The 24,157-nt window shown below is 72.4% G+C and carries 22 protein-coding genes and 1 pseudogene; 14 read left to right on the top strand and 9 right to left on the bottom strand.

All coding sequences use genetic code 11. The annotated features are described in order from the left end of the window. Positions 1–68: 68 nt before the first annotated feature. Both BMX74_RS30180 and BMX74_RS30175 read right to left on the bottom strand, forming a co-directional pair. The gene (locus tag BMX74_RS30180; RefSeq protein ID WP_091104048.1) at positions 69–1,259 is read right to left on the bottom strand and encodes a winged helix-turn-helix domain-containing protein; all 1,191 of its coding nucleotides are present in this window, start codon (positions 1,257–1,259) and stop codon (positions 69–71) included. 114 nt (positions 1,260–1,373) lie between these two features. After that, complete coding sequence (locus BMX74_RS30175) at positions 1,374–1,634, bottom strand: HGxxPAAW family protein (RefSeq protein WP_055506673.1); 261 nt, start codon at positions 1,632–1,634, stop codon at positions 1,374–1,376. A 224-nt stretch (positions 1,635–1,858) separates the two neighbouring features. Between BMX74_RS30175 and secA the strand changes: the two genes are divergently transcribed. Then, positions 1,859–4,651, top strand: coding sequence for a preprotein translocase subunit SecA (gene secA / locus BMX74_RS30170; RefSeq protein WP_091104046.1), 2,793 nt, complete (start codon positions 1,859–1,861; stop codon positions 4,649–4,651). A gap of 194 nt (positions 4,652–4,845) precedes the next feature. Here the strand turns inward: secA and BMX74_RS30165 are convergent, their stop codons facing one another. The 3 genes from BMX74_RS30165 to BMX74_RS30155 all read right to left on the bottom strand — a co-directional run bounded on the left by BMX74_RS30165 (position 4,846) and on the right by BMX74_RS30155 (position 7,467). Next, positions 4,846–5,193, bottom strand: coding sequence for an Rv3235 family protein (locus tag BMX74_RS30165; RefSeq protein ID WP_091104044.1), 348 nt, complete (start codon positions 5,191–5,193; stop codon positions 4,846–4,848). Positions 5,194–5,382: 189 nt separating this feature from the next. Next, complete coding sequence (locus BMX74_RS30160) at positions 5,383–6,699, bottom strand: PTS transporter subunit EIIC (protein WP_369691282.1); 1,317 nt, start codon at positions 6,697–6,699, stop codon at positions 5,383–5,385. A gap of 27 nt (positions 6,700–6,726) precedes the next feature. Continuing rightward, on the bottom strand, positions 6,727–7,467 hold the full coding sequence (locus tag BMX74_RS30155; RefSeq protein ID WP_055506676.1) for a GntR family transcriptional regulator: 741 nt from the start codon (positions 7,465–7,467) through the stop codon (positions 6,727–6,729). 124 nt (positions 7,468–7,591) lie between these two features. Between BMX74_RS30155 and BMX74_RS30150 the strand changes: the two genes are divergently transcribed. The 6 genes and pseudogenes from BMX74_RS30150 (at position 7,592) to nagZ (ending at position 12,789) form a co-directional block, all read left to right on the top strand. Beyond that, the gene (locus BMX74_RS30150) at positions 7,592–8,626 is read left to right on the top strand and encodes an SIS domain-containing protein (RefSeq protein ID WP_055506677.1); all 1,035 of its coding nucleotides are present in this window, start codon (positions 7,592–7,594) and stop codon (positions 8,624–8,626) included. Positions 8,627–8,674: 48 nt separating this feature from the next. Continuing rightward, positions 8,675–8,914, top strand: a pseudogene (locus BMX74_RS30145) (PTS sugar transporter subunit IIB); the annotation flags it as partial. A 10-nt stretch (positions 8,915–8,924) separates the two neighbouring features. Next, a complete protein-coding gene (locus BMX74_RS30140; RefSeq protein WP_091104041.1) occupies positions 8,925–9,371 on the top strand; it encodes a PTS sugar transporter subunit IIA in 447 nt (148 codons plus the stop codon). Positions 9,372–9,453: 82 nt separating this feature from the next. After that, positions 9,454–9,714 carry an HPr family phosphocarrier protein gene (locus tag BMX74_RS30135; RefSeq protein ID WP_055506680.1) on the top strand — a complete coding sequence of 87 codons (261 nt, stop codon included), beginning with the start codon at positions 9,454–9,456 and terminating at the stop codon, positions 9,712–9,714. Further along, a complete protein-coding gene (ptsP, locus tag BMX74_RS30130) occupies positions 9,711–11,360 on the top strand; it encodes a phosphoenolpyruvate--protein phosphotransferase (protein WP_091104039.1) in 1,650 nt (549 codons plus the stop codon). Before BMX74_RS30135 ends, ptsP begins: the two co-directional genes overlap by 4 nt. Before the next feature lie 73 nt (positions 11,361–11,433). Beyond that, positions 11,434–12,789 carry a beta-N-acetylhexosaminidase gene (nagZ, locus tag BMX74_RS30125; protein WP_091104038.1) on the top strand — a complete coding sequence of 452 codons (1,356 nt, stop codon included), beginning with the start codon at positions 11,434–11,436 and terminating at the stop codon, positions 12,787–12,789. Positions 12,790–12,801: 12 nt separating this feature from the next. Here nagZ and BMX74_RS30120 read toward each other — a convergent pair whose 3' ends face one another. After that, a complete protein-coding gene (locus tag BMX74_RS30120; protein WP_055506683.1) occupies positions 12,802–13,596 on the bottom strand; it encodes a F0F1 ATP synthase subunit A in 795 nt (264 codons plus the stop codon). A 154-nt stretch (positions 13,597–13,750) separates the two neighbouring features. On the opposite strand from BMX74_RS30120, the gene BMX74_RS30115 reads away from it, so the two are divergent. The 4 genes from BMX74_RS30115 (at position 13,751) to BMX74_RS30100 (ending at position 16,391) form a co-directional block, all read left to right on the top strand. Continuing rightward, positions 13,751–14,395 (top strand): HAD family hydrolase, encoded by a 645-nt coding sequence (locus BMX74_RS30115; protein ID WP_176573503.1) that lies wholly within the window; start codon positions 13,751–13,753, stop codon positions 14,393–14,395. A gap of 31 nt (positions 14,396–14,426) precedes the next feature. Next, a complete protein-coding gene (locus BMX74_RS30110; RefSeq protein ID WP_055506685.1) occupies positions 14,427–14,933 on the top strand; it encodes a DUF6912 family protein in 507 nt (168 codons plus the stop codon). A gap of 99 nt (positions 14,934–15,032) precedes the next feature. After that, positions 15,033–15,659 carry an HAD family hydrolase gene (locus tag BMX74_RS30105; RefSeq protein ID WP_055506686.1) on the top strand — a complete coding sequence of 209 codons (627 nt, stop codon included), beginning with the start codon at positions 15,033–15,035 and terminating at the stop codon, positions 15,657–15,659. 12 nt (positions 15,660–15,671) lie between these two features. Then, positions 15,672–16,391, top strand: a complete 720-nt coding sequence (locus tag BMX74_RS30100; protein ID WP_091104035.1) for an HAD family hydrolase — start codon at positions 15,672–15,674, stop codon at positions 16,389–16,391. Positions 16,392–16,413: 22 nt separating this feature from the next. On the opposite strand, the gene BMX74_RS30095 is transcribed toward BMX74_RS30100, so the two are convergent. After that, a complete protein-coding gene (locus BMX74_RS30095; protein ID WP_063792258.1) occupies positions 16,414–18,012 on the bottom strand; it encodes a penicillin-binding transpeptidase domain-containing protein in 1,599 nt (532 codons plus the stop codon). 108 nt (positions 18,013–18,120) lie between these two features. Here BMX74_RS30095 and BMX74_RS30090 point away from each other — a divergent pair, with 108 nt between their 5' ends. Genes BMX74_RS30090 through BMX74_RS30080 form a run of 3 tightly spaced genes read left to right on the top strand, consistent with a single transcriptional unit; the run spans position 18,121 to position 21,918 of the window. Further along, positions 18,121–19,038 (top strand): LysR family transcriptional regulator, encoded by a 918-nt coding sequence (locus BMX74_RS30090; protein WP_055506688.1) that lies wholly within the window; start codon positions 18,121–18,123, stop codon positions 19,036–19,038. Beyond that, the gene (locus BMX74_RS30085) at positions 19,035–19,898 is read left to right on the top strand and encodes a serine hydrolase (RefSeq protein ID WP_055506689.1); all 864 of its coding nucleotides are present in this window, start codon (positions 19,035–19,037) and stop codon (positions 19,896–19,898) included. Before BMX74_RS30090 ends, BMX74_RS30085 begins: the two co-directional genes overlap by 4 nt. Positions 19,899–19,956: 58 nt before the next feature. Next, positions 19,957–21,918, top strand: coding sequence for an acetoacetate--CoA ligase (locus BMX74_RS30080; protein ID WP_055506690.1), 1,962 nt, complete (start codon positions 19,957–19,959; stop codon positions 21,916–21,918). 80 nt (positions 21,919–21,998) lie between these two features. Here the strand turns inward: BMX74_RS30080 and BMX74_RS30075 are convergent, their stop codons facing one another. Both BMX74_RS30075 and BMX74_RS30070 read right to left on the bottom strand, forming a co-directional pair. Then, a complete protein-coding gene (locus BMX74_RS30075; RefSeq protein WP_055506691.1) occupies positions 21,999–22,628 on the bottom strand; it encodes a GNAT family N-acetyltransferase in 630 nt (209 codons plus the stop codon). 54 nt (positions 22,629–22,682) lie between these two features. Continuing rightward, positions 22,683–24,146, bottom strand: coding sequence for an FAD-binding oxidoreductase (locus BMX74_RS30070; RefSeq protein WP_091104034.1), 1,464 nt, complete (start codon positions 24,144–24,146; stop codon positions 22,683–22,685). Between the last annotated feature and the right edge of the window lie 11 nt (positions 24,147–24,157).

Below are 24,157 nucleotides of genomic sequence, written 5' to 3'. Positions count from 1 at the left end.
GAGCTCGGACCTGTCGTGGTGACGGAGCCCTTCACGTCGGCGGGGCGGACGGGGGCGGCCGCCGTGGGTCAGGTGGGGCGGGTCGGGGTGGAGAGGAGGGGGGCGAGGGTTTCCGGGGTGGTGTGTTCGACCCGGACGGAGTCGCAGCCCACCCACCGGGCCGCTGACCACAGGGCGTCGTGCAGGGCTCCCGCCCACTTGGCGGGCGACAGGCCGGGTTCGAGGCTGAGGCGTCGGATGACGAGCGTGCCGCCCTCGCGGGCCGGGTCGGCGCGGCCGATGAGGCGGCCGCCGGCCAGCACCGGCATGGTGAAGTAGCCGTGGACGCGCTTGTGCTTGGGCACGTACAGCTCCAGCTGGTACGCGAAGCCGAACACGCGCTGGGTGCGCCCCCGGTGCCAGATCAGGGAGTCGAAGGGCGAGACCAGCGTGGTGCGGTGGCGGCCGCGCGGCTCGGACTCCAGCGCCTCGGGGTGCGCCCAGGCGGTGGCCGGGCCCTTCCCTGCGGGCCAGCCGGTGACGGTGACGGGGACGAGCCCCGCCGCGCCGCCGAGCAGCGCCTCGTCGAGCAGGGCGGCGTGGCGGCCCTTGAGCCGCAGGAAGTCGATGAGGTCGCCTCTGGTGGCCACGCCGAGCGAGCGCCCGGCGACGGCGGCCAGCCGGGTGACGCACTCCTCGTCGGACGGCTCCTCGGCCAGCAGCTCGGCGGGCACGGCGCGCTCGGCGAGGTCGTAGACCCGCCGCCAGCCCGATCTGCGGGTGCACACCAGCTCGCCGATGTCGAGCAGCCACTCCAGCCCGATCTTGGAGTCTGACCAGTCCCACCACGGGCCGCCGTTCTTGGCGCCTCCGACGTCGGACGTCATCACCGGGCCCGAGTCGCGTACCTGCTGGAGCAGCTTGTCGACGCCGTCGGGGACGGTGTGCCAGCGGTAGCGGCGCTCGCGGAAGGCCCGCCGTCTGAACGAGTAGAGCGGCCAGTGCTCGACGGGCAGGATGCAGGCGGCGTGGCACCAGTACTCGAAGCTCTTGGCGGGCTCGTGCCAGTAGGCGCGCTCGACCTGGTCGCGCCCCACGGCGCCGAGCCTGGCGTAGGCGACGAGCTCGTGGGAGCGGGCGAGGACGGAGATCGTGTCGAGCTGCACGGCCCCGAGCCTGCGCAGCATGGCGTGCACGCCGCCGCGGCGGGGGCCGGCGCCGAGGAGGCCCTGCGCGCGCAGGATCACCCGGCGCGCCTCATCGGCCGTCAGGTCGGTCATGTGGAGGACTCCCGGCGCGGAGCGGCGTGTCGCGTGATGGTACGGCGGTGCATGCCGGGAAAGATAGCGGCGGGCACCGACAGAAAAGCCGGTGCCCGCCGTTCGAAGCCTCTGTCAGCGGTGATCTTCCGCGCGCATGCCGGCGCGGGGGGCGTCGATCACCACGTCGGTGAAGATATCGAAGACGAGAGCGAGGATGCCGCCCACGACGAACACTCCGGCGCCGATCCAGACGAGGGTCCAGTTGGCGGCGGTGAGCCCGAAGCCGGCCACGACGAATCCGGCGAGCATGATCGTGACGGACAGCCACGAGGACGCCCGCCCGCCATGGCTGCCGAGATTCTCCGTCTGCTCCGACTTCTTCCCCTCAACCATCACTAAATCCTTCCTTTGCCGGATATCCCGCTTTTCGAGCGAGCCGGCGCTCAACCGGCATACCCTCTGCCTTCCACCATTGTCCCAGACCCACCCGGCGGCCTCGCCGCCACGGTGGCTGTGTCTGGTTGCAGAACCGCCTACGATGGCAGACGGGGAAGTTTGTCTCGGCCTCTCCTCCTGGCGGCGCCGCCGGGGTAGACCTGCGAGGAGCTTTACATAAAGTGGCAGCCATTCTCGACAAGATCCTACGTGCCGGCGAAGGCAAGGTTCTGCGCAAGCTCAAGCGGATCGCCGATCAGGTCAACTCCATCGAGGACGACTTCACGAGCCTGTCCGACGCGGAGTTGCGCGCGCTGACGGACGAGTTCAAGCAGCGTCACGCCGACGGCGAGTCGCTGGACGACCTGCTTCCCGAGGCGTTCGCCACGGTGCGCGAGGCCGCCCGGCGCGTGCTCGGCCAGCGTCCGTACGACGTCCAGATCATGGGCGGCGCGAACCTGCACCTGGGCAACATCTCCGAGATGAAGACCGGTGAGGGCAAGACCCTCACCTGTGCGCTGCCCGCGTACCTCAACGCGGTCTCCGGCAAGGGCGTGCACGTCGTCACGGTCAACGACTACCTGGCCAAGCGCGACGCCGACACCATGGGCCGCATCCACCGCTTCCTCGGCCTCGAGGTCGGCGTCATCCTGTCGGGCCAGCAGCCCGACGAGCGCCGCAAGCAGTACGAGGCCGACATCACGTACGGCACGAACAACGAGTTCGGCTTCGACTACCTGCGCGACAACATGGCCTGGACGCTCGACGAGTGCGTCCAGCGCGGCCACAACTTCGCGATCGTCGACGAGGTCGACTCCATCCTCATCGACGAGGCCCGCACGCCGCTGATCATCTCCGGCCCCGGCGAGCAGTCCGGCAAGTGGTACCAGGAGTTCGCCAAGATCGTGCCCCGCCTGCGCAGGGGCGTCGAGGCGAAGAACCCGGGCGAGGAGAGCACCGGCGACTACGTCGTCGACGAGAAGAAGCGCACCGTCGCCATCCTCGAGTCCGGCGTCGCCAAGGTCGAGGACTGGCTCGGCATCGACAACCTCTACAAGCCCGAGCACACCCACCTGGTCGGCTTCCTGAACAACGCCCTGAAGGCCAAGGAGCTGTTCAAGAAGGACAAGGACTACATCGTCGCCGACGGCGAGGTGCTCATCGTCGACGAGTTCACCGGCCGCATCCTGCACGGCCGCCGCTACAACGAGGGCATGCACCAGGCCATCGAGGCCAAGGAGGGCGTGAAGATCAAGGACGAGAACCAGACTCTCGCCACGATCACCCTCCAGAACTACTTCCGCCTCTACAGCAAGCTGTCCGGCATGACCGGCACCGCGGCCACCGAGGCGAACGAGTTCCACCAGACGTACAAGCTGGGCGTGGTGCCCATCCCGACGAACCGGCCGATGATCCGCAAGGACCAGGCCGACGTCGTCTACAAGACCGAGGACGCCAAGTTCGACGCGGTCGTCGAGGACATCAAGGAGCGCTACGAGCGCGGCCAGCCGGTGCTCGTCGGCACCACCTCGGTGGAGAAGTCCGAGCGGCTGTCGAAGGCGCTCAAGCGGCGCGGCGTCCAGCACGAGGTGCTGAACGCGAAGAACCACGCCCGTGAGGCCGCGATCATCGCCGAGGCGGGCCGCAAGGGCGCCGTCACGGTGGCCACCAACATGGCCGGTCGAGGCACCGACATCATGCTCGGCGGAAACTCCGAGTTCCGCGCCGACCAGGAGCTGCGCCAGCGCGGCCTCGACCCGGTCGAGACGCCGGAGGAGTACGAGAAGGCCTACCCCGAGGCGCTGGAGAAGGCCAGGGCCGCGGTCAAGGCGGAGCACGACGAGGTCACCCAGCTCGGCGGCCTGTACGTCCTCGGCACCGAGCGCCACGAGTCGCGCCGCATCGACAACCAGCTGCGCGGCCGTTCCGGCCGTCAGGGCGACCCGGGCGAGTCGCGGTTCTACCTGTCGCTCGGCGACGACCTCATGCGCCTGTTCAACTCGGCCAGGGTCGAGATGATCATGACCAGGCTCAACATCCCCGACGACCAGCCGATCGAGTCCGGCATCGTCTCCAAGGCCATCGCCTCGGCGCAGCACCAGGTCGAGCAGCAGAACTTCGAGATCCGCAAGGAAGTTCTGAAGTACGACGAGGTGATGAACCGCCAGCGCAAGGTCATCTACGCCGAGCGCCGCCGGGTGCTGGAAGGCGCCGACCTGCACGACCAGGTCAGGGGCTTCGTCGGCGACGTGGTCGACGGCTACGTCGACGGCGCCACCTCCGAGGGCTTCGCCGAGGAGTGGGACCTCGACAAGCTGTGGAAGGCGTTCGCCGCGCTGTTCCCGATCAGCGTCACCGTCGAGGACCTCGCCGAGGAGGCCGGCAGCCGCGAGGAGCTGACCGCCGAGCTGATCAAGGAGAAGGTCAGGGCCGACGCGCTGGCCGCCTACGACAGGCGCGAGGCCGAGTTCGGCGCCGAGACCATGCGCGACCTGGAGCGCCGGGTCATCCTGTCGGTGCTCGACCGCAAGTGGCGCGAGCACCTGTACGAGATGGACTACCTGCGCGAGGGCATCGGCATGCGGGCCTACGCGCAGAAGGACCCGCAGATCGAGTACCAGCGCGAGGGCTACGAGATGTTCTCGGCGATGCTGGAGGGCATCAAGGAGGACTCCGTCGGGTTCCTGTTCAACCTCGAGGTCGAGGTGCAGGAGAACCCGATCGTCGAGGAGGAGGACGCCGTCCTCGCCGAGACCCGCTCGATCATCGCGCGCGGCCTGCGCGGCCCCGAGCGGCCGGCGGAGCTGGAGTACACCGCGCCGGGCGAGCAGGGCGACGTCGAGCACACGCGGGTCCGCACCACGCAGGCGGAGCGGGCCGCGTACGGCAACGTCGAGCGGAACGCCCCGTGCCCCTGCGGCTCGGGCAAGAAGTACAAGCGCTGCCACGGCGACCCGAAGAACGCCGCGAGCTGAGACTCGCACCGCCGAAGGCCCCCGCCCCCACCGGGCGCGGGGGCCTTCGCGCGTCCGGTGGGGGGTCGTCGCGCCCGGCGACCGCCGGCCTTCGCGCGTCCGCGGGCGGCTCGCCACGCCCGGCGACCGCCGGCCTTCGCGCGTCCGCGGGCGGGTCGTCGCGCCGGGCGGCCTTCCGCGCGTCCGGGGGCGGGTCAGGCGGTCTCGACGTCGGTGCAGAGCCACTGGACGCCGCGGCGTTCGAGGCGGAGGGCGAGGACGTGGCCGCGGTCGCCGCAGTGGACGAGCAGGCACATCTCGATGGCGCCGTCGTGGGGTTCGGTGACGTGGGGGCGGCCGGCGAAGGGCGGGCGGCGGGCGTCGAGCATGCGGCCGGCGCGGACGAGTTCCTGGTAGGCGCGTTCGGTGAGGCGGTCGGCCACGGTCTCGGGCGGGCGGCGTCCGGCCAGCACCTCCGCGAGGGCCTGTCCGAGGTGGCGCAGGGCGCGCTCGTCGGGGCGGGAGCCGGCGGGCCCCCACACCAGGGCCAAGGGGGTAGACATGTCGCTCTCCGTGCACTCTCGGAGGGAGAAGGAATCGTTATAAGGAGTTTTCGGCCCGCCCGCGATGTACATGGGCCGCCAACTTCCCCGATTCGCTGCCCCTGATCGTCCCGGTGCGTGAGGAAGGTTCCGGCGAGCTGGAGTGCCGCGCCGGGGTTCCGGTCCGTACCGGTGCGGCGTTAGGGGTGGTCAGGTCTCGCCGGAATCGACGTCGGGTTCGGGTTCGCGTCCGGGGGTCATGATGTTCAGCCTGCGGATCAGGAACGTGAACACCGCGTAGTAGACGGCGCCGTACACCACGCCGAGCAGGAGGATGCCGGGCAGGTTCTCGGTGTTGGCCTTGCTCGCGTTCAGGAGCATGTCGAGCAGGCCGGCGGAGAAGCCGAAGCCGAGCTGGCCGCCGATGAGCGTGGTCAGCGCCATCGCGAGCCCGGTCAGCAGGGCGTGCGCCACCAGCAGCACGGGCGCCACGAAGATGAACGCGAACTCGATCGGCTCGGTGATGCCGGTGACGAACGAGGCCAGCCCGGCGGAGAGCATGATGCCGCCGACGGCGGCGCGCCGGTGGGGCGGCGCGGCGCGCCACATGGCGAGCGCGGCGGCGGGCAGGGCGAACATCATGATCGGGAAGAATCCGGCCATGAACTGGCCGGAGTGCGCGGCGCCGCCGAAGTAGCAGTTCCAGTCGCCGCCGAGCACGCGTCCGCCGACGTCGCACTGCGGGACGACGTACCAGACGATCGAGTTGACGAAGTGGTGCAGGCCGAACGGGATCAGCAGGCGGTTGATCAGGCCGTAGAGGCCTGTGCCGATGGGGCCGCTGGTGGCCAGGGCCTCGCCGGCGTGCCTGATCCACTCGCCGAGTATGGGCCACAGCCAGCCGATGACCACGCCGATGACGAGCGCGGCGATGGAGGTGATGATGGGCACGAACCTGCGCCCGCCGAAGAACGCCAGCCAGGACGGCAGCTTGATCCGGTGGAAGCGCTGCCACAGCAGGGCGGTGACGAGCCCCATCATGATGCCGCCGAGCACCTTGGTGGGGTTCTGCATGCCGTAGTCGATGATCTCCTTGACGCCCTGGCCGTCGACCTGCCTGATGACGACGGTGTCCCTGATGGAGGAGCCGAAGAACATGACCTTGGTGACCCGGTCGAAGACCAGGTAGCCGACGACGGCGGCGAGCGCCGTGGAGCCGTCGGACTTGCGGGCGAAGCCGATGGCGACGCCGACGGCGAACAGCAGCGGCAGGTTCTCCAGCAGGGCGCTCCCGGCCGCGGCGAGCACCTCGGCGACCTGGTTCATCCAGTGGAGGCCCGCGACGTCGGCCAGGCCGCCCGGTTCGGCCCCGTTGGAGCCCAGCATGTCGGGCTGGCCGAAGCGCACCAGCAGCGCGGCGGCGGGCAGCGCGGCGATGGGCAGCATGAGCGAGCGGCCGAGCCGCTGGAGGACGGTCATCAGGCGCGCGAACGGCGAGGGCCGGGCGGCGGCGGTGGTGTCGTTCACCGGGCACTCCTCCGGGGGGTGCGGGAGTCAGCCCCTTCTGACGGGCATTTCCAGGATGGTGCGCAGCTGGTAGCGGTCGGCGCGGTAGGTGGACACGCCGAGCTCGGCGCAGGCGCCGCCGGAGAAGGACCTGCGCTGGAGGAGCAGCACGGCGCCGCCGCGCGGCAGCTTGAGCAGGTCGGCGTCGCTGGGGTCGGCGATGCCGCCGTCGATGGTCAGCTCGCCGGCGTCCATGACGAGGCCGTAGCGGGTCTCCAGGAGCTCGTACAGCGACCGGTCGGTGAGCTCGAAGTCGGCGAGGTCGGGGGCGAGCTTGACCGGGATGTGCGCCCGTTCGATGGACAGGGGCTCGCCGTCGGCGGTGCGCAGGCGCTCGATGAAGTGGACCTCCTCGCCCGGCTGGATGCCCAGCTCCTTGGCGAGGTGGGCGCTGGCGCGCACGATGCGCCTGTCGAGGTCGCGCGAGCCGGGCACCATGCCCCTGGCGCGCATGTCGTCGGTGAAGGAGGTGAGCTGGAGCGCCAGCTCGATCTTGGGGCGGGCGACGAACGTGCCCTTGCCGGGGACGCGGTGCAGGCGGCCTTCGGATACGAGGTGGTCGACGGCCTGCCGCACGGTCATGCGGGACAGGCCGAACCGCTGGCACAGCTCGCGCTCGGACGGGATGGCCGCGCCGATGCTGAGCTCGTTGCTGTCGATGAGGTCCAGCAGGATCTCGCGGAGCTGGAAGTACTTGGGCACCGGGCTGTCGGGATCGATGTGCGCCACGGATCCTCCCCTCGATCTGACCTGGGCAATGGGCTATGGTTCGTACTGGTCTAGTCCGGACTAGACCACACGTCGCGAATTACGGTCAAGTCTGAAGCGTACTGATTTGAGGGATGAGCCCGAGATGACCACCAAGATGCGCAGCGAGATCGCCGAGCAGCCGGCCGCGCTGCGGGCCACGCTGGACTCCCTTCTCCCCAGGATCGGCGAGGTGAAGGCGGTGGGGGAGCAGAGCCGTCAGCTGCTGTTCATCGCGCGTGGCACCTCCGACAACGCAGCAGTCTACGGCCGCTACCTCGTCGAGTCGCACGCCGGACGGCTCTCCGCGCTGGCGGCCCCGTCCATCGCGACGACCTACAGGCGCAGGCTCGACCTCGACGGCGTGCTCGCGGTCGCCATCTCCCAGTCGGGACGCACCGAGGAGATCGTGGAGACCCTGGCCTGGGCCAAGGACTGCGGCGCCAGGACCGTCGGCATCACCAACGGCGGCCCCGACAGCCCCCTCGCCCAGGCGGCCGACGTCGCGCTGTGCACGCTGGCGGGCGAGGAGAAGGCCGTGCCCGCCACCAAGACGTACACGACGCAGCTCGCGGCGCTGGCCGTGCTCGCGCTCGGCCTCGGCGCCGACGTGGACCAGGACGACCTGCGGCGGGTCCCCGACGCGGTGGAGAAGCTGATCGCCGAGCCCGGCGACCTCGACGCGGTGGTCGAGGGCCTGCTCGACAAGCCCGGCGTCGTCGTCTCCGGACGCGGCCTGGCCTTCTCCACGGCCCTGGAGACCGCGCTCAAGCTCAAGGAGGCGTGCTACCTGCACGCCATGGGCCTGTCGTACGCCGACCTGCTGCACGGGCCGATCGCCGTCGTCGACGCCGACACGCCGGCGCTGCTCGTCGCCGCGGAGAACAGCCCCACCCTGTCCGGTACGGTCGCGCTGGCCGAGCGCGTCGTGGCCGCGGGGGCGGCGGCGTACACGATCGGCGGCGGCACCGCGCTCGCCCAGGCCGGCACGGCCGCGCTGAACGGCCCCGACCTGCCCGAGTGGGTCGCCCCGATGGGCCTGATCGTGCCCGGCCAGCTCCTCACCGAGGCGCTGGCCCGCAGGCTCGGCATCGACCCCGACTCCCCGCGTGGCCTGAACAAGGTCACGCAGACGGACTGATCGCACGGTGTCGTCTAGCCTGATCGCGCGGCGCGGACGAGGGAGGACCAGATGGCGGCGGACGTGAACGGGCTGATCGCGGCACTCGGCGGGCCCTGCAACATCATCGAGATCGAGCCTTGCATCACGAGGCTGCGCACCGAGGTGCGCGACGCGTCCAAGGTGGACCAGGCGGCGCTGCGCGCGGCGGGCGCGCACGGCGTGATGGCCGCGGGCAACGTGGTGCAGGTCGTCGTCGGCCCGGAGGCCGACACCATCGCCAGCGACATCGAGGATGTCATCGGCTAGGGCCGGAGCCATGACGACTGTCCTCGCCCCGGTCGAGGGGGACGCCGTGGGGCTGTCCGCCGTGCCCGACCCGGTGTTCTCCGCCGGCATGGTGGGCCCGGGGACGGCGATCGACCCCCTGCGGGGGCCCGGCGTGGCCGTGGCCCCCATCGCGGGGACGATCGTGAAGCTGCACCCGCACGCGTACGTGATCGTGGGCGAGGACGGCAAAGGCGTCCTCGTGCACCTCGGCGTCGACACGGTGCAGCTCAAGGGCAGGGGCTTCCGGCTGCTCGCGGCGGAGGGCGAGAGGGTCGCGGCGGGCCGGCCGGTGGTGGCGTGGGACTCCGCCCTCGTCGAGGCGGGCGGGCGCTCGCCGCTGTGCGCGGTGGTGGCGCTCGACGCGGCGCCGGGCGTGGTGACGGCCGTCGCCGAGGGCGCCGTACGGGCCGGGGACGAGCTGTTTCGCTGGGAATAGTCTCCCTGCGGGGGACGGCACAATAAGCAGGCCTTGTTTCGGGTAGGACCGCCGGTCTGGACCGGCGTGGAAGGAGGAGCTCATGGGTGAGCGGAAGGTCACCGTGGCCGCGGAGGTGGGGCTGCACGCCCGCCCGGCGGCGACGTTCGTGAAACGGGCGATGCAGGCCCCGATGGACATCTCCGTGGGCAAGGTGCACGGTGGCTCGCCGGTCAACGGGAAGAGCATTCTCGCGATCCTGGCGCTCGACGTCCGGCAGGGTGAGACGATCGTGATCAGTGCCGATGGCGAGGGCTCGGAAGAGATCCTCGACGAGCTGGCGACCATCGCCGGAACGCCATGAGGTTGCGGGGGGTGGGGGTCAGCCCTGGCATCGGGCAGGGCCCCGTCTACGTGATGTCCGTCTCCGTGCCCGAACCCCCCGCGGGCGCCACCTACACCGGTGATGCGGAACGGGAGAAGGAGCGCGCACTGGCCGCGCTCACGCAGGTCGCGGGCGAGCTGGAGGCCCGCGGCCACCAGGCGGGCGGCGAGGCCGAGTCGATTCTCAAGGCCCAGGCGCTGATGGCCGAGGACCCCGGGCTGGTCGTCCGGGTCAAGACCCTGATCGACAGGGGCCTGGCCGCCCCCAGGGCCGCCTTCGAAGCTTTCACGAAATATCGGGACGTGCTGAGCGGCGCGGGCGGCTACCTCGGCGAGCGGGCCGCCGACCTCAACGACATCCGCGACCGCGTGATCGCCATCCTCACGGGCCAGCAGATGCCCGGCGTGCCGCGCGTCCCCGACGAGCCGTACGTGGTGGTCGCCACCGACCTCGCGCCCGCCGACACGGCCGTGCTGTCCAAGCGGCACGTCGCGGCGTTCGTCACCGAGGAGGGCGGCCCGACCAGCCACACCGCGATCCTGGCCAGGGCGCTGGGCGTGCCCGCCGTGGTGGCCTGCCGCGGGGCGACCGGCCTCACGCCCGGCCTGCGTGTCGTCGTGGACGGCACGTCGGGCGAGGTGCGGATGGAGTCCGAGGGCGCCGCGCCGGTCACGGCGGGCGTCGCGTACGGGACGCCGCACGGCCCCGGCAGGACCCGTGACGGCCACCCGGTGCCGCTGCTCGCCAACATCGGAGGCCCCGACGAGGTGGAGCGCGCGCTCGCCATGGGCGCCGAGGGCGTCGGGCTGTACCGGACGGAGTTCCTCTACCTGGGCAGGGAGCACCCGCCGTCCAGGGAGGAGCAGGAGCCCGCCTACCGGGCGGTGCTGGACGCGTTCCCTGGGCGCCCGGTCGTCGTGCGGACGCTGGACGCGGGCGCGGACAAGCCGCTGGCGTTCCTGCCGGCGCCCGGCCGCGAGCCGAACCCGGCGCTGGGACGGCGCGGGCTGCGCGCGTACCGCGACTTCCCCGGCGTGATGGAGGAGCAGCTCGCCGCGCTCGGCGCGGTCGTGACGACCGACCTGCAGGTCATGGCGCCCATGGTGGCCACCGCCGAGGAGGCCGCCTGGTTCGCGGCGGCCTGCAGGACCGCCGGCCTGCCGCAGGCGGGGGTGATGGTCGAGATCCCGTCGGCTGCGCTGCGCGCCGAGACCGTGGTCGCCGCTGTCGACTTCGTGTCCATCGGCACCAACGACCTGGCCCAGTACGCGTTCGCGGCCGACCGCGAACTCGGCGCGGTGTCGGGCCTGCTCGACCCGTGGCAGCCCGCGCTGCTCGACCTGGTCTCCATGACGACGGCGGCCGCGGCGGTCGCGGGCAAGCCGTGCGGCGTGTGCGGGGAGGCGGCGGCCGATCCGGCGCTGGCCTGCGTGCTCGTCGGGCTCGGGGCGACGTCGCTGTCGATGGGCAGCGCGGCGCTGCCCGCCGTTCGGGCCGCGCTGGCCGCGCACACGCTGGAGCAGTGCGAGCAGGCGGCGCAGGCCGCGCTCACGCAGGCGACGGCGGAGCAGGCGCGCGCCGCCGCGCGCGCCGACCTGCCAGGACTGGCCCGGCTGGGGCTGTGACGGGCCCCTGAGGGAGGTGGATTTCGCCGTCGGCGCGGCTCCGGGGGGTCCGGGCATGGATACGGTGGTAGGCATGCTTCGACGGATCGGTACGGCAGGCTGCCTCGCGATCGCCCTGACCGCCTGCGGTGGCGGCGCCACCGCGGGCGCGTCGCAGACCGGGGGCGCGCCCCCGGCCGCCACGGGCGCGACCACGGGCACGCCCACGGGGGCGGGCGCGGCGGCGAGCGGCCCGGCCTCGCAGGCCGCCCCGACGCCCGCGCAGAGCTCGCGGCAGAGCCCCAAGGACCCGGTCCGCGCGGCGCTGGCCGGGATGAGCCTGGAGGAGAAGGTCGGGCAGCTGTTCATGCCCGTCCTGTACGGCACGTCGGCCGACACCGTGTCCGGCGAGAACCAGGCCAGGTACGGCGCACAGACCCCGGCCAAGGTCGTGGCGAAGTACCACCTGGGCGGCGTGATCCTGTTCCCGCAGAACATCAAGAGCGCGGCCCAGGTGGTCGGGCTCACGAACGGCCTGCAGCGGGCGGCCGGCGACGTGCCGCTGCTCGTCGGCACCGACCAGGAGAACGGCCTGGTGTCGCGGATGTCGGCCGTCATGACGGCGTTCCCCGGCGCTTCGCAGATCGGCGCGACGAATGACCCGGCGCTGGCGCGGGCCGTGGCGCGGGCCACCGGCGAGGAGCTGCGGGCGCTCGGGGTGAACCTCGACTTCGCCCCGGTCGCCGACGTGAACATCGACCCGCGCAACCCGGTCATCGGCAAGCGCGCGTACGGCGACGACCCCGCCCTGGTGTCGAAGATGGTGGGGGCGGCGGTGAAGGGGTTCGCCGACGCCAAGGTGGCGGCCACGGCCAAGCACTTCCCCGGCCACGGCGACACCCGCATCGACAGCCACAGCGGGCTGCCGGTGATCAAGCACACGAAGGCGCAGTGGGAGCGGCTCGACGCGCCGCCGTTCAGGGCCGCGATCGGCGCCGGGGTCGACGCCGTGATGAGCGCCCACATCGTCTTCCCCAAGCTCGACCCGTCGGGCGACCCGGCGACGCTGTCCAAGCCCATCCTGACCGGGCTGCTGCGCCAGAAGCTCGGCTTCAAGGGCGTGATCTCGACCGACGCGCTCAACATGGAGGGCGTGCGCAAGAAGTACAGCGACGGCGAGGTGGCCGTGCGGGCCGTGCTGGCCGGGGCCGACCTGCTGCTCATGCCGAACGACTTCGGCAAGGCGTACCAGTCGGTGCTGGGCGCGGTGAGGTCGGGGCGCATCTCCCAGCAGCGGCTCGACGAGTCGGTGACCAGGCTGCTCACGCTCAAGCAGGCCAAGGGCCTGCTCGATCGGCGTCCTGTGGCGTCCGCGGAGGAGGCGGCCCGCGTGCTGCGCTCGGCCGAGCACCGCAGGCTGGCCGCCAGGGTGGTGTCCCGCGCGGGCTAGCCCGCGCCGCTGTCAGTGGGTGCCGCGGAGCCCGCTGGCGACGAACATCGCCGCCAGCATGGCGAACAGGAACGCCTGCAGGAACTGGATGAACATCTCGAACGCCGTCATGACGATCGTCATCGCGACGCCGACGACGCCGATGCCCGCCCCCAGCGGCGTCAGCTTCTCGAAGACGAACCAGAAGCCGACGGCGCTGAAGAAGGCCACGATGAGGTGCCCGGCGAACATGTTCGCGAACAGCCGCACGACGTGGGTGAACAGCGACAGCACGAACGTCTCGGCGAGCACGAGCGGGGCGTAGATCGCGTACGCCCAGCCGGGCAGGCCCGGCAGGTGCACGACGCCCCTGAGGTAGCCGAGCAGGCCGTGATGCCTGACGCCGAGGTAGACCTTGACGACGTACACGCCGCCGCCTAGCACGATCGGGAAGGCGACGTGCGCGGCCAGCGGGAACTGGATGAACGGGATGACGCCCATCAGGTTCCAGACCAGCGCGGTCAGGAAGATCGTGAGGAGGAAGCCCATCCACCGGTCGGCGTCGGCGCCGAGGCTGGGCCTGGCGATCTGCTCGCGTACGAACACGTAGGCGTACTCGCCGGCGTTCTGCCAGCCGCGGGGGACGAGCTTCGGCCTGGCGTACGCGGCCCAGCAGACGGCGATGACGACGGCCGCGCCGAGCAGGGCGATCAGCACCGGTTTGGTGAGCCATTCCGGCCCGCCGGGGATGATCGGGGAGAACTGGAAGAGTTCGAGCCCGGGGGCGCGGAACTCGTCGGGGGAGGTGATCAGGATCGTCGTCCGCACGGCGGTCCCTTCTGGTAGCGATCTACGCTGGGGGATCACCTTAACCGGACAAATCGGACAGTCTTAATACAGGGTTATTTCTGGAAATAACGCGATGGAGGGCTGTTTCGAGTAGCGTCCTATCCTAGAACGGGATTCGGAGCAGGAGGTGGCTGTGACCGGCGGGGTGCTGATCGACTGGGGCGGTGTGCTCACCACGGGGCTGTCCGACGCGGTGGCGCAGTGGATCGCGGCCGACAGGATCGACGGCGACCACTACCGCAGGGTCATGCGCGAGCTGGTCGAGCACGCCTACGAGGGCGCGGCCAGGAACGCCGTCCACGCGCTGGAGCGCGGCGAGATCGACGGGGCGACGTTCGAGCGCGAGCTGGCCGCCCGGCTGCTGACCCTGGACGGCGTGCCCCCGGCCGCCGAGGGCCTGCTGGAGCGGATGTTCGCCGGGTTCGAGCGGGTCGAGCCGATGTACGACATGCTGCGCGCCCTGCGCGAGCAGGGCGTCAGGACCTGCCTGCTGTCCAACTCGTGGTCCAACACCTATCCGCGCGACGGCTGGGACGAGGTGTTCGACGCCGTCGTGATCTCCGGCGAGGTCGGCATGCGCAAGCCGGAGCCCGCCATCTTCCTCCACGCGCTCGACCAGGTCGGACTGCCCGGCGAGCGGTGCGTCTTCATCGACGACATGGAGGCCAACGTCACGGCGGCGCGCGGCCTCGGCATCAACGGCATCCACCACCGCGACCCTGACACGACCATCGCCGAACTGGAGTCGCTGCTCAGCCTCACGCTGCGCCGGGCATGATAGAGCCCTTGCACAACGTGAAAGGTACGTCATGCGCGTCTATCTGCCCTGTACGCTGCCGGCCCTGGCCAGGGCGGTCGAGGCGGGCCTGCTCGGCCCGGCCCCGCTGACGGGATACGCGGTCACCCCCGCGCTGACCGAGTGGTACGCCTCGGGAGACACCGAGGAACTGGAGTACGTCGCACTCACCGAGGCGGCCCGCGCCTCGCTGCGGATGCTGGCGGCCGACCGCGCCGACGGCGTCGAGGCGCCGCCGCGCCGCGTCGTGGTGGCCGCCGACGTCCCCGACCGCGCGGTCTCGGCCGTCGCCGACCTCGACGAGCGGGCCAGGGTGCGGCTGGCCGACCCGGTGGCGCTGGCGAAGGTGGCCTCCGTGCACGTCGACGACCTCGACGCGGTGGCCGACGTCGAGGCGGCCGTCGCCGCGCTGCCCGCCGCCGACGGGGGCGACGACGACGCCAGGTTCACCGTCGACGGCGCCGAGGCCCACGAGCTGATGTGGTACGCCACGCAGGAGATCCCCGACCTGCTCGCCTGACGCCGGGCCAGGGCCGTGCGCGGAGGTGGCACATCACCTCGGCGCGCGCCCCGGTCGTTCACCGAAACGTCACCAGGGGCGTCTACTCTGGACGGCGAGATGACGAAGCACATTGTCTGGGACTGGAACGGCACGCTCTTCCACGACATCGACGCCGTGGTCGGAGCCACCAACGAGGTCTTCAAGCCCTACGCGCTGCCCCCGCTCGACGCCGACGGCTTCCGCGCCGTGTACACGCGCCCCATCTGGCTCGCCTACGAGCGCATGCTCGGCAGGCCGCTCGGCGAGGGTGAGTGGGAGCTGCTCGACAACGGTTTCCACGAGCACTACTACAAGCTGAGCGCCCTGTGCGGCCTGGCCGCCGACGCCGAGCACTCGCTCGCCTCCTGGACCGGCACGCAGTCGCTGTGCTCGATGGCGCCGCACGCGCACCTCGTGCCGATCGTCGAGTCGTTCGGCATCACCACCCACTTCTCCAGGGTCGACGGCCTGCTGGGCGGCACGGGCGGTGAGAAGGCGAGCCACATGGCCGCCCACATCGAGGCGCTCGGCGTCGACCCGGCCCAGGTGCTGGTGATCGGCGACAGCGTCGACGACGGCATCGCCGCCCGGCACGTCGGCGCCCGCGCCGTGCTCTACACGGGCGGCATGAGCACCCGGGCGGAGCTGGAGGCCACCGGCATGCCGGTGGTCGACCGGCTCGCCGACGCACTCGACCACGCCTGACCGGAGGCCGCCATCAACCGCCTCGTCCTCTGGAACGTCGATCTCACGCTGGTCGACGTCGCGATCGTCACCAGGGAGGCGTACGCCGAGGCGTTCCGCGCCGTCACCGGCCGCCCCCTGGTCAAGCTGGTGCCCGCGCTGGGCCGCCCCGACTCCGAGGTGGTCTTCGAGACGCTGCTCGTCAACGGCGTGCAGGCCGAGGACGACCACCTGCCCGCGTTCCTCGGCGCGCTGGCCTCGGCCTTCGCCGCCCGGCGGGACCGGCTGTCCGCCGACGGCCGCGTGATGCCCGGGGCGGAGGAGGCGCTCACCTCGGTGGCGAGGCTCGACGGGGTCGTCCAGACGGTGCTCACGGGCACGATCAAGAGCAACGCGGTGCTGAAGCTCAAGGCGTTCGGGCTCGACCGGTTCGTGGACTTCGAGCTGGGCGGCTACGGCGAGGAGGTCTACCCGAAGGCGACCCTGCTCCAGGTGGCCCAGAGCCGGGCGGGGCAGCGGCTGGGCACGCGGTTCACCTCCGCCAACACGGTGGTCGTGGGCGACTCCGCCCGCGACGTCCAGGCCGCCAGGATCGGCGGCGCGGCGATGATCGCTGTGGCGTCGGGCCGCTCGACGGCCGCCGAGCTGCGTGAGGCGGGTGCGGACGTGGTGCTGTCCGACCTGTCCGACACGGCGCAGGTGGTGACGGCCGTGGCGGCCCTGACCTCCCCGGCGGACCGCCGGGCCGGCTGAGCCCCTGCCCGGAGTCCTCGCGTCAGGAGAGGTCGCCGACGGCGTTCAGGAAGCGGGCCGCGATCGGCGCGGCCACGGCCGAACCGGCGCCGGCCCCCTCGGCGATCACCGCGAACGCCAGGTCGCCCCGGTAGCCGATGAACCAGGAGTGCGCGGGCGGCTGGTCGCCGGAGCCGTACTCGGCGGTGCCGGTCTTGCCGGCGGTGCCGGCGGGGAAGCGTACGGCGTGGGCGGTGCCCTCGGTGACGACGGCCGGCATGAGGTCGCGCAGGGCCTTGACCACCGCGGGCTCCAGCGGGCGGAGCCGGATCGGCGGGCCCGGCACCCGGTCGGCGGGGACGACCCTGGGCGGTGTCCACGCGCCCGAGGCGATGGCGGCGGCCACCGACGCCATGTTGAGCGGGCTCGCCAGCACCCTGCCCTGCCCGATGGCGGCGGAGGCGAGGTCGGTGTCGTCCTTCGGCGCCGGGTACTCGGCCCGCACCGCCGGGACGCCCGGCTTGATCTCGGCGCCGAAGCCGAAGCTCTCGGCGACCTGGCCGAGCCTGCCGCCGCTCAGCCTGCGCACGCTCAGGTCGCCGAACGTCGTGTTGCACGAGTGGGCGAACGCGTCCCTGAAGGTGGGCGTGCCGTAGTCCTTGAAGCCGGCGTTGTGGAAGGGGAAGCCGCCGATGTTCTGCTCGGCCGGGCAGGGGACCCGCCGGTCGGGCTCGACGCCGTCGGCGACCAGCGCGGACGCGGTCACCACCTTGAACGTCGAGCCCGGCGGGTACTTGCCGAGCAGCGCCCTGTTGAACCCGCCCGGCCTGTTGACCACGGCCAGCATCTCGCCGGTGGAGGCGCGCAGGGCCACCAGGGAGGCGGGTTCGCGCACGCCGTCGAGCGCGGCGGCTCCCGCGCGGTGCACCCTCAGGTCGATCGTGGTGGGGAACGGCTCGGCGCCGGGGGCGGGGGCGAGGGTCTGGACGCGCCGGTCGCCCTCGTACAGGTCGATGGAGGAGCGGGTGGTGGCGGCGAAGCGGTCGGGGTAGGTCTGCCTGACGCCTTCGACGAGCTGCTGCACCGAGCCGGGCGCGTCGGGGGTGTCGATGCGGGTGCCGTCGGCGGCGAGGACGGGCACGGGGTCGCGCTTGACGGTCGTCACCCGAAGGGACCGGCCGGCGCGCAGTGACGGGTGGACGGCGGCGGGCGTCCAGGCGACCTTCCAGCCGCCGCCGCGTTCGACGAGCCTGAGCCTGCCGCTGTAGGTCCAGTCCCGGGGGCCGGTCAGCTCGGCCACGAAGCTCACGACGCCGCCGTCGTCCGCGGCGGACGCGGGGAGGACGCCGTGGGGCCGCGGGCGACGGAAGGTGGCGCCGGTGAGCTTGAGGTCGCTGCGGAAGCGCCGGTGCAGGCGTTCGAAGTCGGCGGGCGGGTCGGCGACGAGGCCGCGCATCGCCGCGTAGTCCTGCGCGGTCCACGCCGACAGGTACGCGTCGGCGGTCTCCTCGGGGGAGCCCTCGGTGCGCAGGGCCCAGATCACCCCGGCCGCGGCGAGGGCGGGGACCAGGACGACGGCCGACAGCCACGGCCACCTGCGCCGTCGCCGGGGCGGACGCTCCGGCCGAAGGTGTGCGTACATTGTCCCCGTTTGTGGTGCCATGCGGGAGAGGACACCAGACGGCCGCGCCTGGTGTCCAATACTGATATCGGCCGCATAACGATATGAATCTCGATATAGTCGCTGTTCATGGACCTCGTCCGGCATCTGCGCTACTTCATCGTGGTGGCGGAGGAACTCCACTTCGGCAACGCCGCCATCCGCCTCGGCATGGCGCAGCCGCCCCTCAGCCAGCGCATCAAACGCCTGGAGGACGAGCTGGGCGTGCGGCTGTTCGACCGCTCGGCCCGCCAGGTCCGGCTCACCGAGGCGGGGCGGCTGCTCGTCGGCGAGGCCCGCGAGATCGTCGTCAGGGCCGACCGGCTGCGCGACCTCGTGCGCCAGGGCGAGGGCGGCGTGCTCAAGGTGGGGGTGCCGCCCGACCTGGCCGACAGCGTGATCGCCGCCCTGGTCGCGGCCTTCCGCGAGACCAGCCCGGACGTGCGGCTCGCGCCCGCCGAGAGCTGGACCGCCGACCAGGTCACCGCCCTGGCCGACGGCGTCCTCGACGTCGGCCTGGTGCGCCACCCCGTCTCGGCCCCGGGCCTGCGCTTCGGCCGGACACTCGTGCAGCCGTACGGCGTGCTGCTCGCCGAGGACGACCCGCTCGCCGCCGTCGGCGAGGTGCACCTCGCCGACCTCGCGGGGAGGGAGCTGCTCACGCCGCCCAGGGAGGGCGAGCCCGGCCTGTACGCCGAGACGCTGGCCGAGTGCCGCAGGCACGGCTACGTCCCGCGGCAGGTGCACGAGGGCGCCGGGCTCGGCCTGGTGCTCGCGGGGGCCGCCGTGGCGTTCGGTCCCCGCGTGCAGACGCCTGGGCTGGCCTGGCGCCCGCTGCTAGGCTCGCCGATCGCGTGCCGGGTCTCCACGGCCTGGCGGCAGGCGACGGCCGAGGTCGCCGGGTTCTCGGCGCTCGCCGTACGGATCCTGAAGGAGATCGCCGGGATGACGGACGAGGCGGCCGCGCCGACGCGGCGGGTCAGCCGCAGGCCGGGGATGCTGGCATGAGCCCGCACCGACCCGACTTCGCCGCGCTCTTCCACGCCGCCGGCGTCACCGGCTGGATCCACGCCCGCGACCTCGACACCGGCCGCGAGGTCGGCCTCGGGCCCGACGAGCCGCTGCCCACCGCGTCGATGTTCAAGGTGCCGCTGCTGGTGGAGTTCTGCCGCCAGGCCGACGCCGGGCTGCTCGACCCGGCGAGCCGCGTGACCGTGACCGCCGCCGACCGGGTGTCCGGCCCCACCGGCGTGTCCGGCATGCTCGACGACGTCACGATCTCGCTGCGCGACCTGGCGTACCTGATGATCACGGTCAGCGACAACACGGCCGCCGACGTGCTGCTCGCCAGGGTCGGGATGGACGCCGTCAACCGGATGCTCGACGGGTTCGGCCTGCACGTCACCCGGGTGGTGATGAGCGGCCGCGTGATGCTCGGGAGCATGGAGGAGGACGCCGGGCACGGCTGGCCGTTCCTCGACCCCGACGACCTGGCGCGGCTGCGCGTCCTCGACCCGGCCCGCACCAACCGCAGCACGCCCCGCGAGATGGCCACGCTGCTCGGGCTCGTCTGGCACGACCGGGCGGCGGGGGCTGCCTCGTGCGCCTGGATGCGCGGCGTGCTCGGCATGCAGGTCTGGCCGCACCGGCTGGCCTCCGGCTTCCCGTACGACGACGTCGCGGTCAGCGGCAAGACCGGGACGCTGCCGACGCTGCGCGGCGAGGCGGGCGTGGTCGAGTACCCCGACGGCGGCCGGTACGCCGTCGCCGTCTTCACCCGCTCGTACAGCGCGGCGCTGAACCAGCCGAGGGCCGACGCGGTGATCGGCACGGCGGCGCGTATGGCGGTGGACCACCTACGGAGGTAGCAAGTTATGTGGAGGGTCAGGTATGACTTTCCGTTGACCGGCCGACAGGATGGGGCACATGGTTGCTGAAGGTGCGCTTCTCTGGGAACCGACCGAAGAGGTCGTCGCCGCCGCGAAGCTGAGCCGCTACCTGGAGTGGCTCGGCCGCCCGGGGTCCGGCTACGAGGAGGTGTGGCGGTGGTCGGTCGACCACCCCGCCGAGTTCTGGGCGTCGATCTGGGACTACTTCGGCGTGCTCGGGGAGCGCGGTGACGGCCCGGCGCTGTCCGGGGAGATGCCGCGCGCCCGGTGGTTCGAGGGCGGCTCGATCAACTACGCCGAGAACGCCCTGCGCCGCACCGAGGGCACCGCCCTGGTGTTCGTCTCCGAGGACGGCGCCCGCCAGGAGCTGACCTGGGCCGAGCTGCGCGACGAGGTCGCCCGCGTCAGAGCCGGCCTCGTCCGGCTCGGGGTGGGCCGCGGCGACCGGGTGGCCGGCTACCTGCCGAACATCCCGCAGGCGCTGATCGCCTTCCTCGCCACCGCCTCCCTCGGCGCGATCTGGTCGGCGGGCTCACCCGACTTCGGCGTGGCGAGCATCGTCGACAGGTTCCGGCAGATCGAGCCCAAGGTGCTCATCGCCGTCGACGGCTACCGCTACAACGGCAAGAGCTTCGACAGGTCCGCCGCCGTCAACGAGATCGCCGCCGCGCTGCCGTCGCTGCGCGCCACCGTGTGGATCCCGTACCTGGCGGCGGCCGAGGAGGGGCGCCCGCCGCAGGAGGCCGAGCCCGCGCCGACCCACACCCGCGCGCTGCCCGGCGGCGAGGTGATCGGCTGGGAGGGACTGCGCGCCGAGGAGGGGCCGCTGGTCTTCGAACGGGTGCCGTTCGACCACCCGCTGTGGATCCTCTACTCCAGCGGCACCACCGGGCTGCCGAAGCCGATCGTGCACGGGCACGGCGGCGTCGTGCTCGAACACCTCAAGTCGCTCGCCTTCCACCAGGACCTCGGCGAGGGCGATGTGTTCTTCTGGTACACCACCACCGGGTGGATGATGTGGAACTACCTCGTCGGCGCGCTGCTGGTCGGGGCCGTCCCCGTGCTCTACGACGGGTCGGCGGGCTACCCGTCGCCCGCCGCGCTGTGGCGCATCGCCGCCTCCGAGGGCGTCACGTACTTCGGGGTGGGCGCGCCGTACATCCTGGCGTCGATGAAGGCGGGCGTGCGCCCCACCGGGCTGGAGCGGCTGCGCGGCGTCGGCTCGACCGGCTCGCCGCTGCCGCCCGAGGGGTTCGCCTGGGTCGCGTCGGAGCTGCCCGGCGTCCCGCTCGGGTCGTTCTCGGGCGGCACCGACGTCTGCACCGGCTTCGTCGGGGCCACCCTGCTCCACCCGATCCGGGCGGGCGTCATCCCGTGCCGGTCGCTGGGGGCGAAGGTGGAGGCGTACGACCCGACGGGCAAGCCGGTCATCGGGGAGGTGGGCGAGCTGGTGCTCACGCAGCCGATGCCGTCGATGCCGGTCATGTTTTGGAACGACCCGTCGGGCGAGCGGTACTTCGAGAGCTACTTCGACGTCTACCCGGGCGTGTGGCGGCACGGCGACTGGATCAAGATCAACGAGGACGGCAGCTGCGTCATCTACGGCCGCTCCGACTCCACGCTGAACCGCGGCGGCGTCCGCATGGGCACCAGCGAGTTCTACCGGGTGGTCGAGCGGTTCGAGGCCATCGCCGACAGCCTCGTGATCGACACGGGGCGGCTCGGGCAGGAGGGCCGCCTCCTGCTGTACGTCACGCTGGCCGAGGACGCCACCATGACCGAGGAGCTGGAGCGGGAGCTGTGCGCCGCGCTGCGCAAGGAGCTGTCGCCCCGGCACGTCCCCGACGAGATCAGGGCGGTGCCGGGCATCCCGCGGACCCTGTCGGGCAAGAAGCTGGAGGTGCCGGTGCGCAAGATCCTGCTCGGCACGCCGGTGGAGGAGGCGGCCAACCCCGACGCCATGGCGAACCCCGAGGTGCTGCGCCACTTCGCCCCCTGACCGGCCCCGGGGGCCTGGCGGCGTTCATGCGCCCCGCACGTCGGGGCGCATGAACGGGCCCGCCGTCGGAGGCCGGTTCGTCAGAGGCCGAGCAGCGGCAGGCAGGGCTCCAGGCCCTTGATCTCCATGCCCGCCGGCTCCGTCCAGTGCTCGCGTGCCATCCGGAAGCGGCGGTTGATCGCCGGCTCGCCCTTGCGAGCGAACACGCTGACGCCGTCCTCGCGGTAGCCCAGCTTCGACGTGACCCCCAACGACGCCGGGTTGTCCTCGAACGCGCTGGTGACCGCCCACCGGGCGCCCAGCCCGGCGAAGGCGAGGTGGAGCACCGCTCGGCGCATCTCCGTGCCGATGCCCTGGCCCTGGAAGCGGTGGCCCAGCCAGGAACCCGTCGTCACCTCGCGGGTCACCGCGAACTGCTCCGCCGAGACCTCCTGCGCCCCCACGACCCGGCCGTCCACGACCACCACGAAGTCCAGCGTCCAGCTCTCCGGGGTCAGCGCGGCCCACTGGCGGAAGCGGTACTGCACCGTGCTCCTCGCCCGCTCCTCGGGCGTGCCCTCGCTCCAGGGCACGAGGAACGGCATGAAACCCTCCCCGTGGACGCCCTCGGCGGCGCGGTCGGCCAGCTCGTCGAGGTCCTCCAGCGAGGGGAAGCGCAGCTGGAGGCGCGGAGTCGTGACGGACAGCTCGAAGAACGGCCAGTTACGCATACCCGGCATCCTTCCAGCCGGGCGTGCCGGGGCGCGAACGAATTACCCGCCTGCTCACACCCCCTGCGGCAGCCGGAACAGCCGCGACGGGTCGTAGGCGGACTTCACCCTGGCCAGCCGCGCCGCGTTGGCGCCGTAGTAGGCGCCGCGCCAGCCCGCCAGGTCGGGATCGACGTAGTTGACGTACGCGTGGTCGCCCCAGTGCGGGGCCATGGCGGCGTGCGTGGCCCGCAGCCACGTCCTCGACGTGCCCTCCGCGTAGTACTGGACGCTGAACAGCGCCGCCCGGTGCGGGAACGCCGTCTCGGCCCCGCCCACCCGGGCCACCGCGCCGCCCAGCGCGTCGAGCAGCACCGCGTGCCGCCCCTTGCGGCCCACCGCGTCCACCAGCGCCCGCACCCCGCCGCCGCCCAGCTTCCCGTACGCCATGTGCGACTTCGCCGAGAACGTCTCCCTGCCCATGTTCCTGCACTGGGCGAGCGACAGCGACGAGCAGCCCGCCATGATCATCATGGCCCGCTGGTACGGCACCTGCCTGGCGTAGCGCGACGACGGCGCGCCGACCGCCGACACCAGCGGGGCCAGCAGCCGGTCGAGCGCCGCAGGCGCGCCCAGGTACAGGCCGCCCACCTGGACGTCCATGCCGCGGGGACCGTTCGTCAGGTGCAGGGCCGACCACAGCTCGTCCGGGGCCTGCGGCGCCCACGACTGCCAGGCGCGCACCGCGTCGCCCGTCTTCGCCCACGGCCAGTGCAGGAAGAACACCGTGACGTCGCGCGTCGGGTGCGCGCGGAAGGTGAACGACACCGCGACGCCGAAGTTGCCACCGCCGCCGCCCCTGCACGCCCAGTACAGGTCGGCGTTCCGGTCGGCGTCGCAGGCCAGCACCCGGCCGTCGGCCGTCACCACCCGGACCGACTCCAGCGCGTCGCACGTCAGGCCGTACCTCCTGGACACGACGCCGATGCCGCCGCCCAGCGTCAGCCCGGCCACGCCCACCGTCGGACACGAGCCGGCCGGGATGCTCACCCCGCGCCGGGCCAGCCCGTCGTAGACGTCGATGAGGCGGGCGCCGGCGCCCACCGTGGCCCTGCCGTTCGCGTACGCGACCGCGCTCATCCTGGACACGTCGATCACCAGGCCCGTGCCCGTGGACCAGCCCGCGTACGAGTGGCCGCCCGAGCGGGCCGTGACCGGCACCCCGGCCGACCTGACGAACCCGAGGCACGCCGACACGTCCGCCGGGGTCGCGCAGTAGGCGACGGCGGCGGGCCTGATGCCGTCGTAGGCCGGGTTGTACAGGCGGCGGGCGCGGTCGTACCCGGTGTCGGCGGGCAGCACGAGCGTGCCGGAGAGCCGGTCGCGCAGGCGCCCCCAGTCGGGGCCGCGGCGGCGTGGGGCCGACGCCCGGCCGGCCGTCGCTGTGCTCGCCGCTGTGCTCGTCGCTGTGGCCGTCGCGGTGGCGGACAGCGTCAGCGGCGCGAACGCGGCGACGCTGAGGAAGTCGCGGCGGTCCATGGGGTCTCCTC

This window comes from Nonomuraea pusilla (assembly GCF_900109355.1).
Lineage (GTDB): Bacteria > Actinomycetota > Actinomycetes > Streptosporangiales > Streptosporangiaceae > Nonomuraea > Nonomuraea pusilla.
The sequence above is the reverse complement of the archived record's forward strand: the minus strand, read 5'-3'. Positions and strand labels throughout refer to the sequence as shown.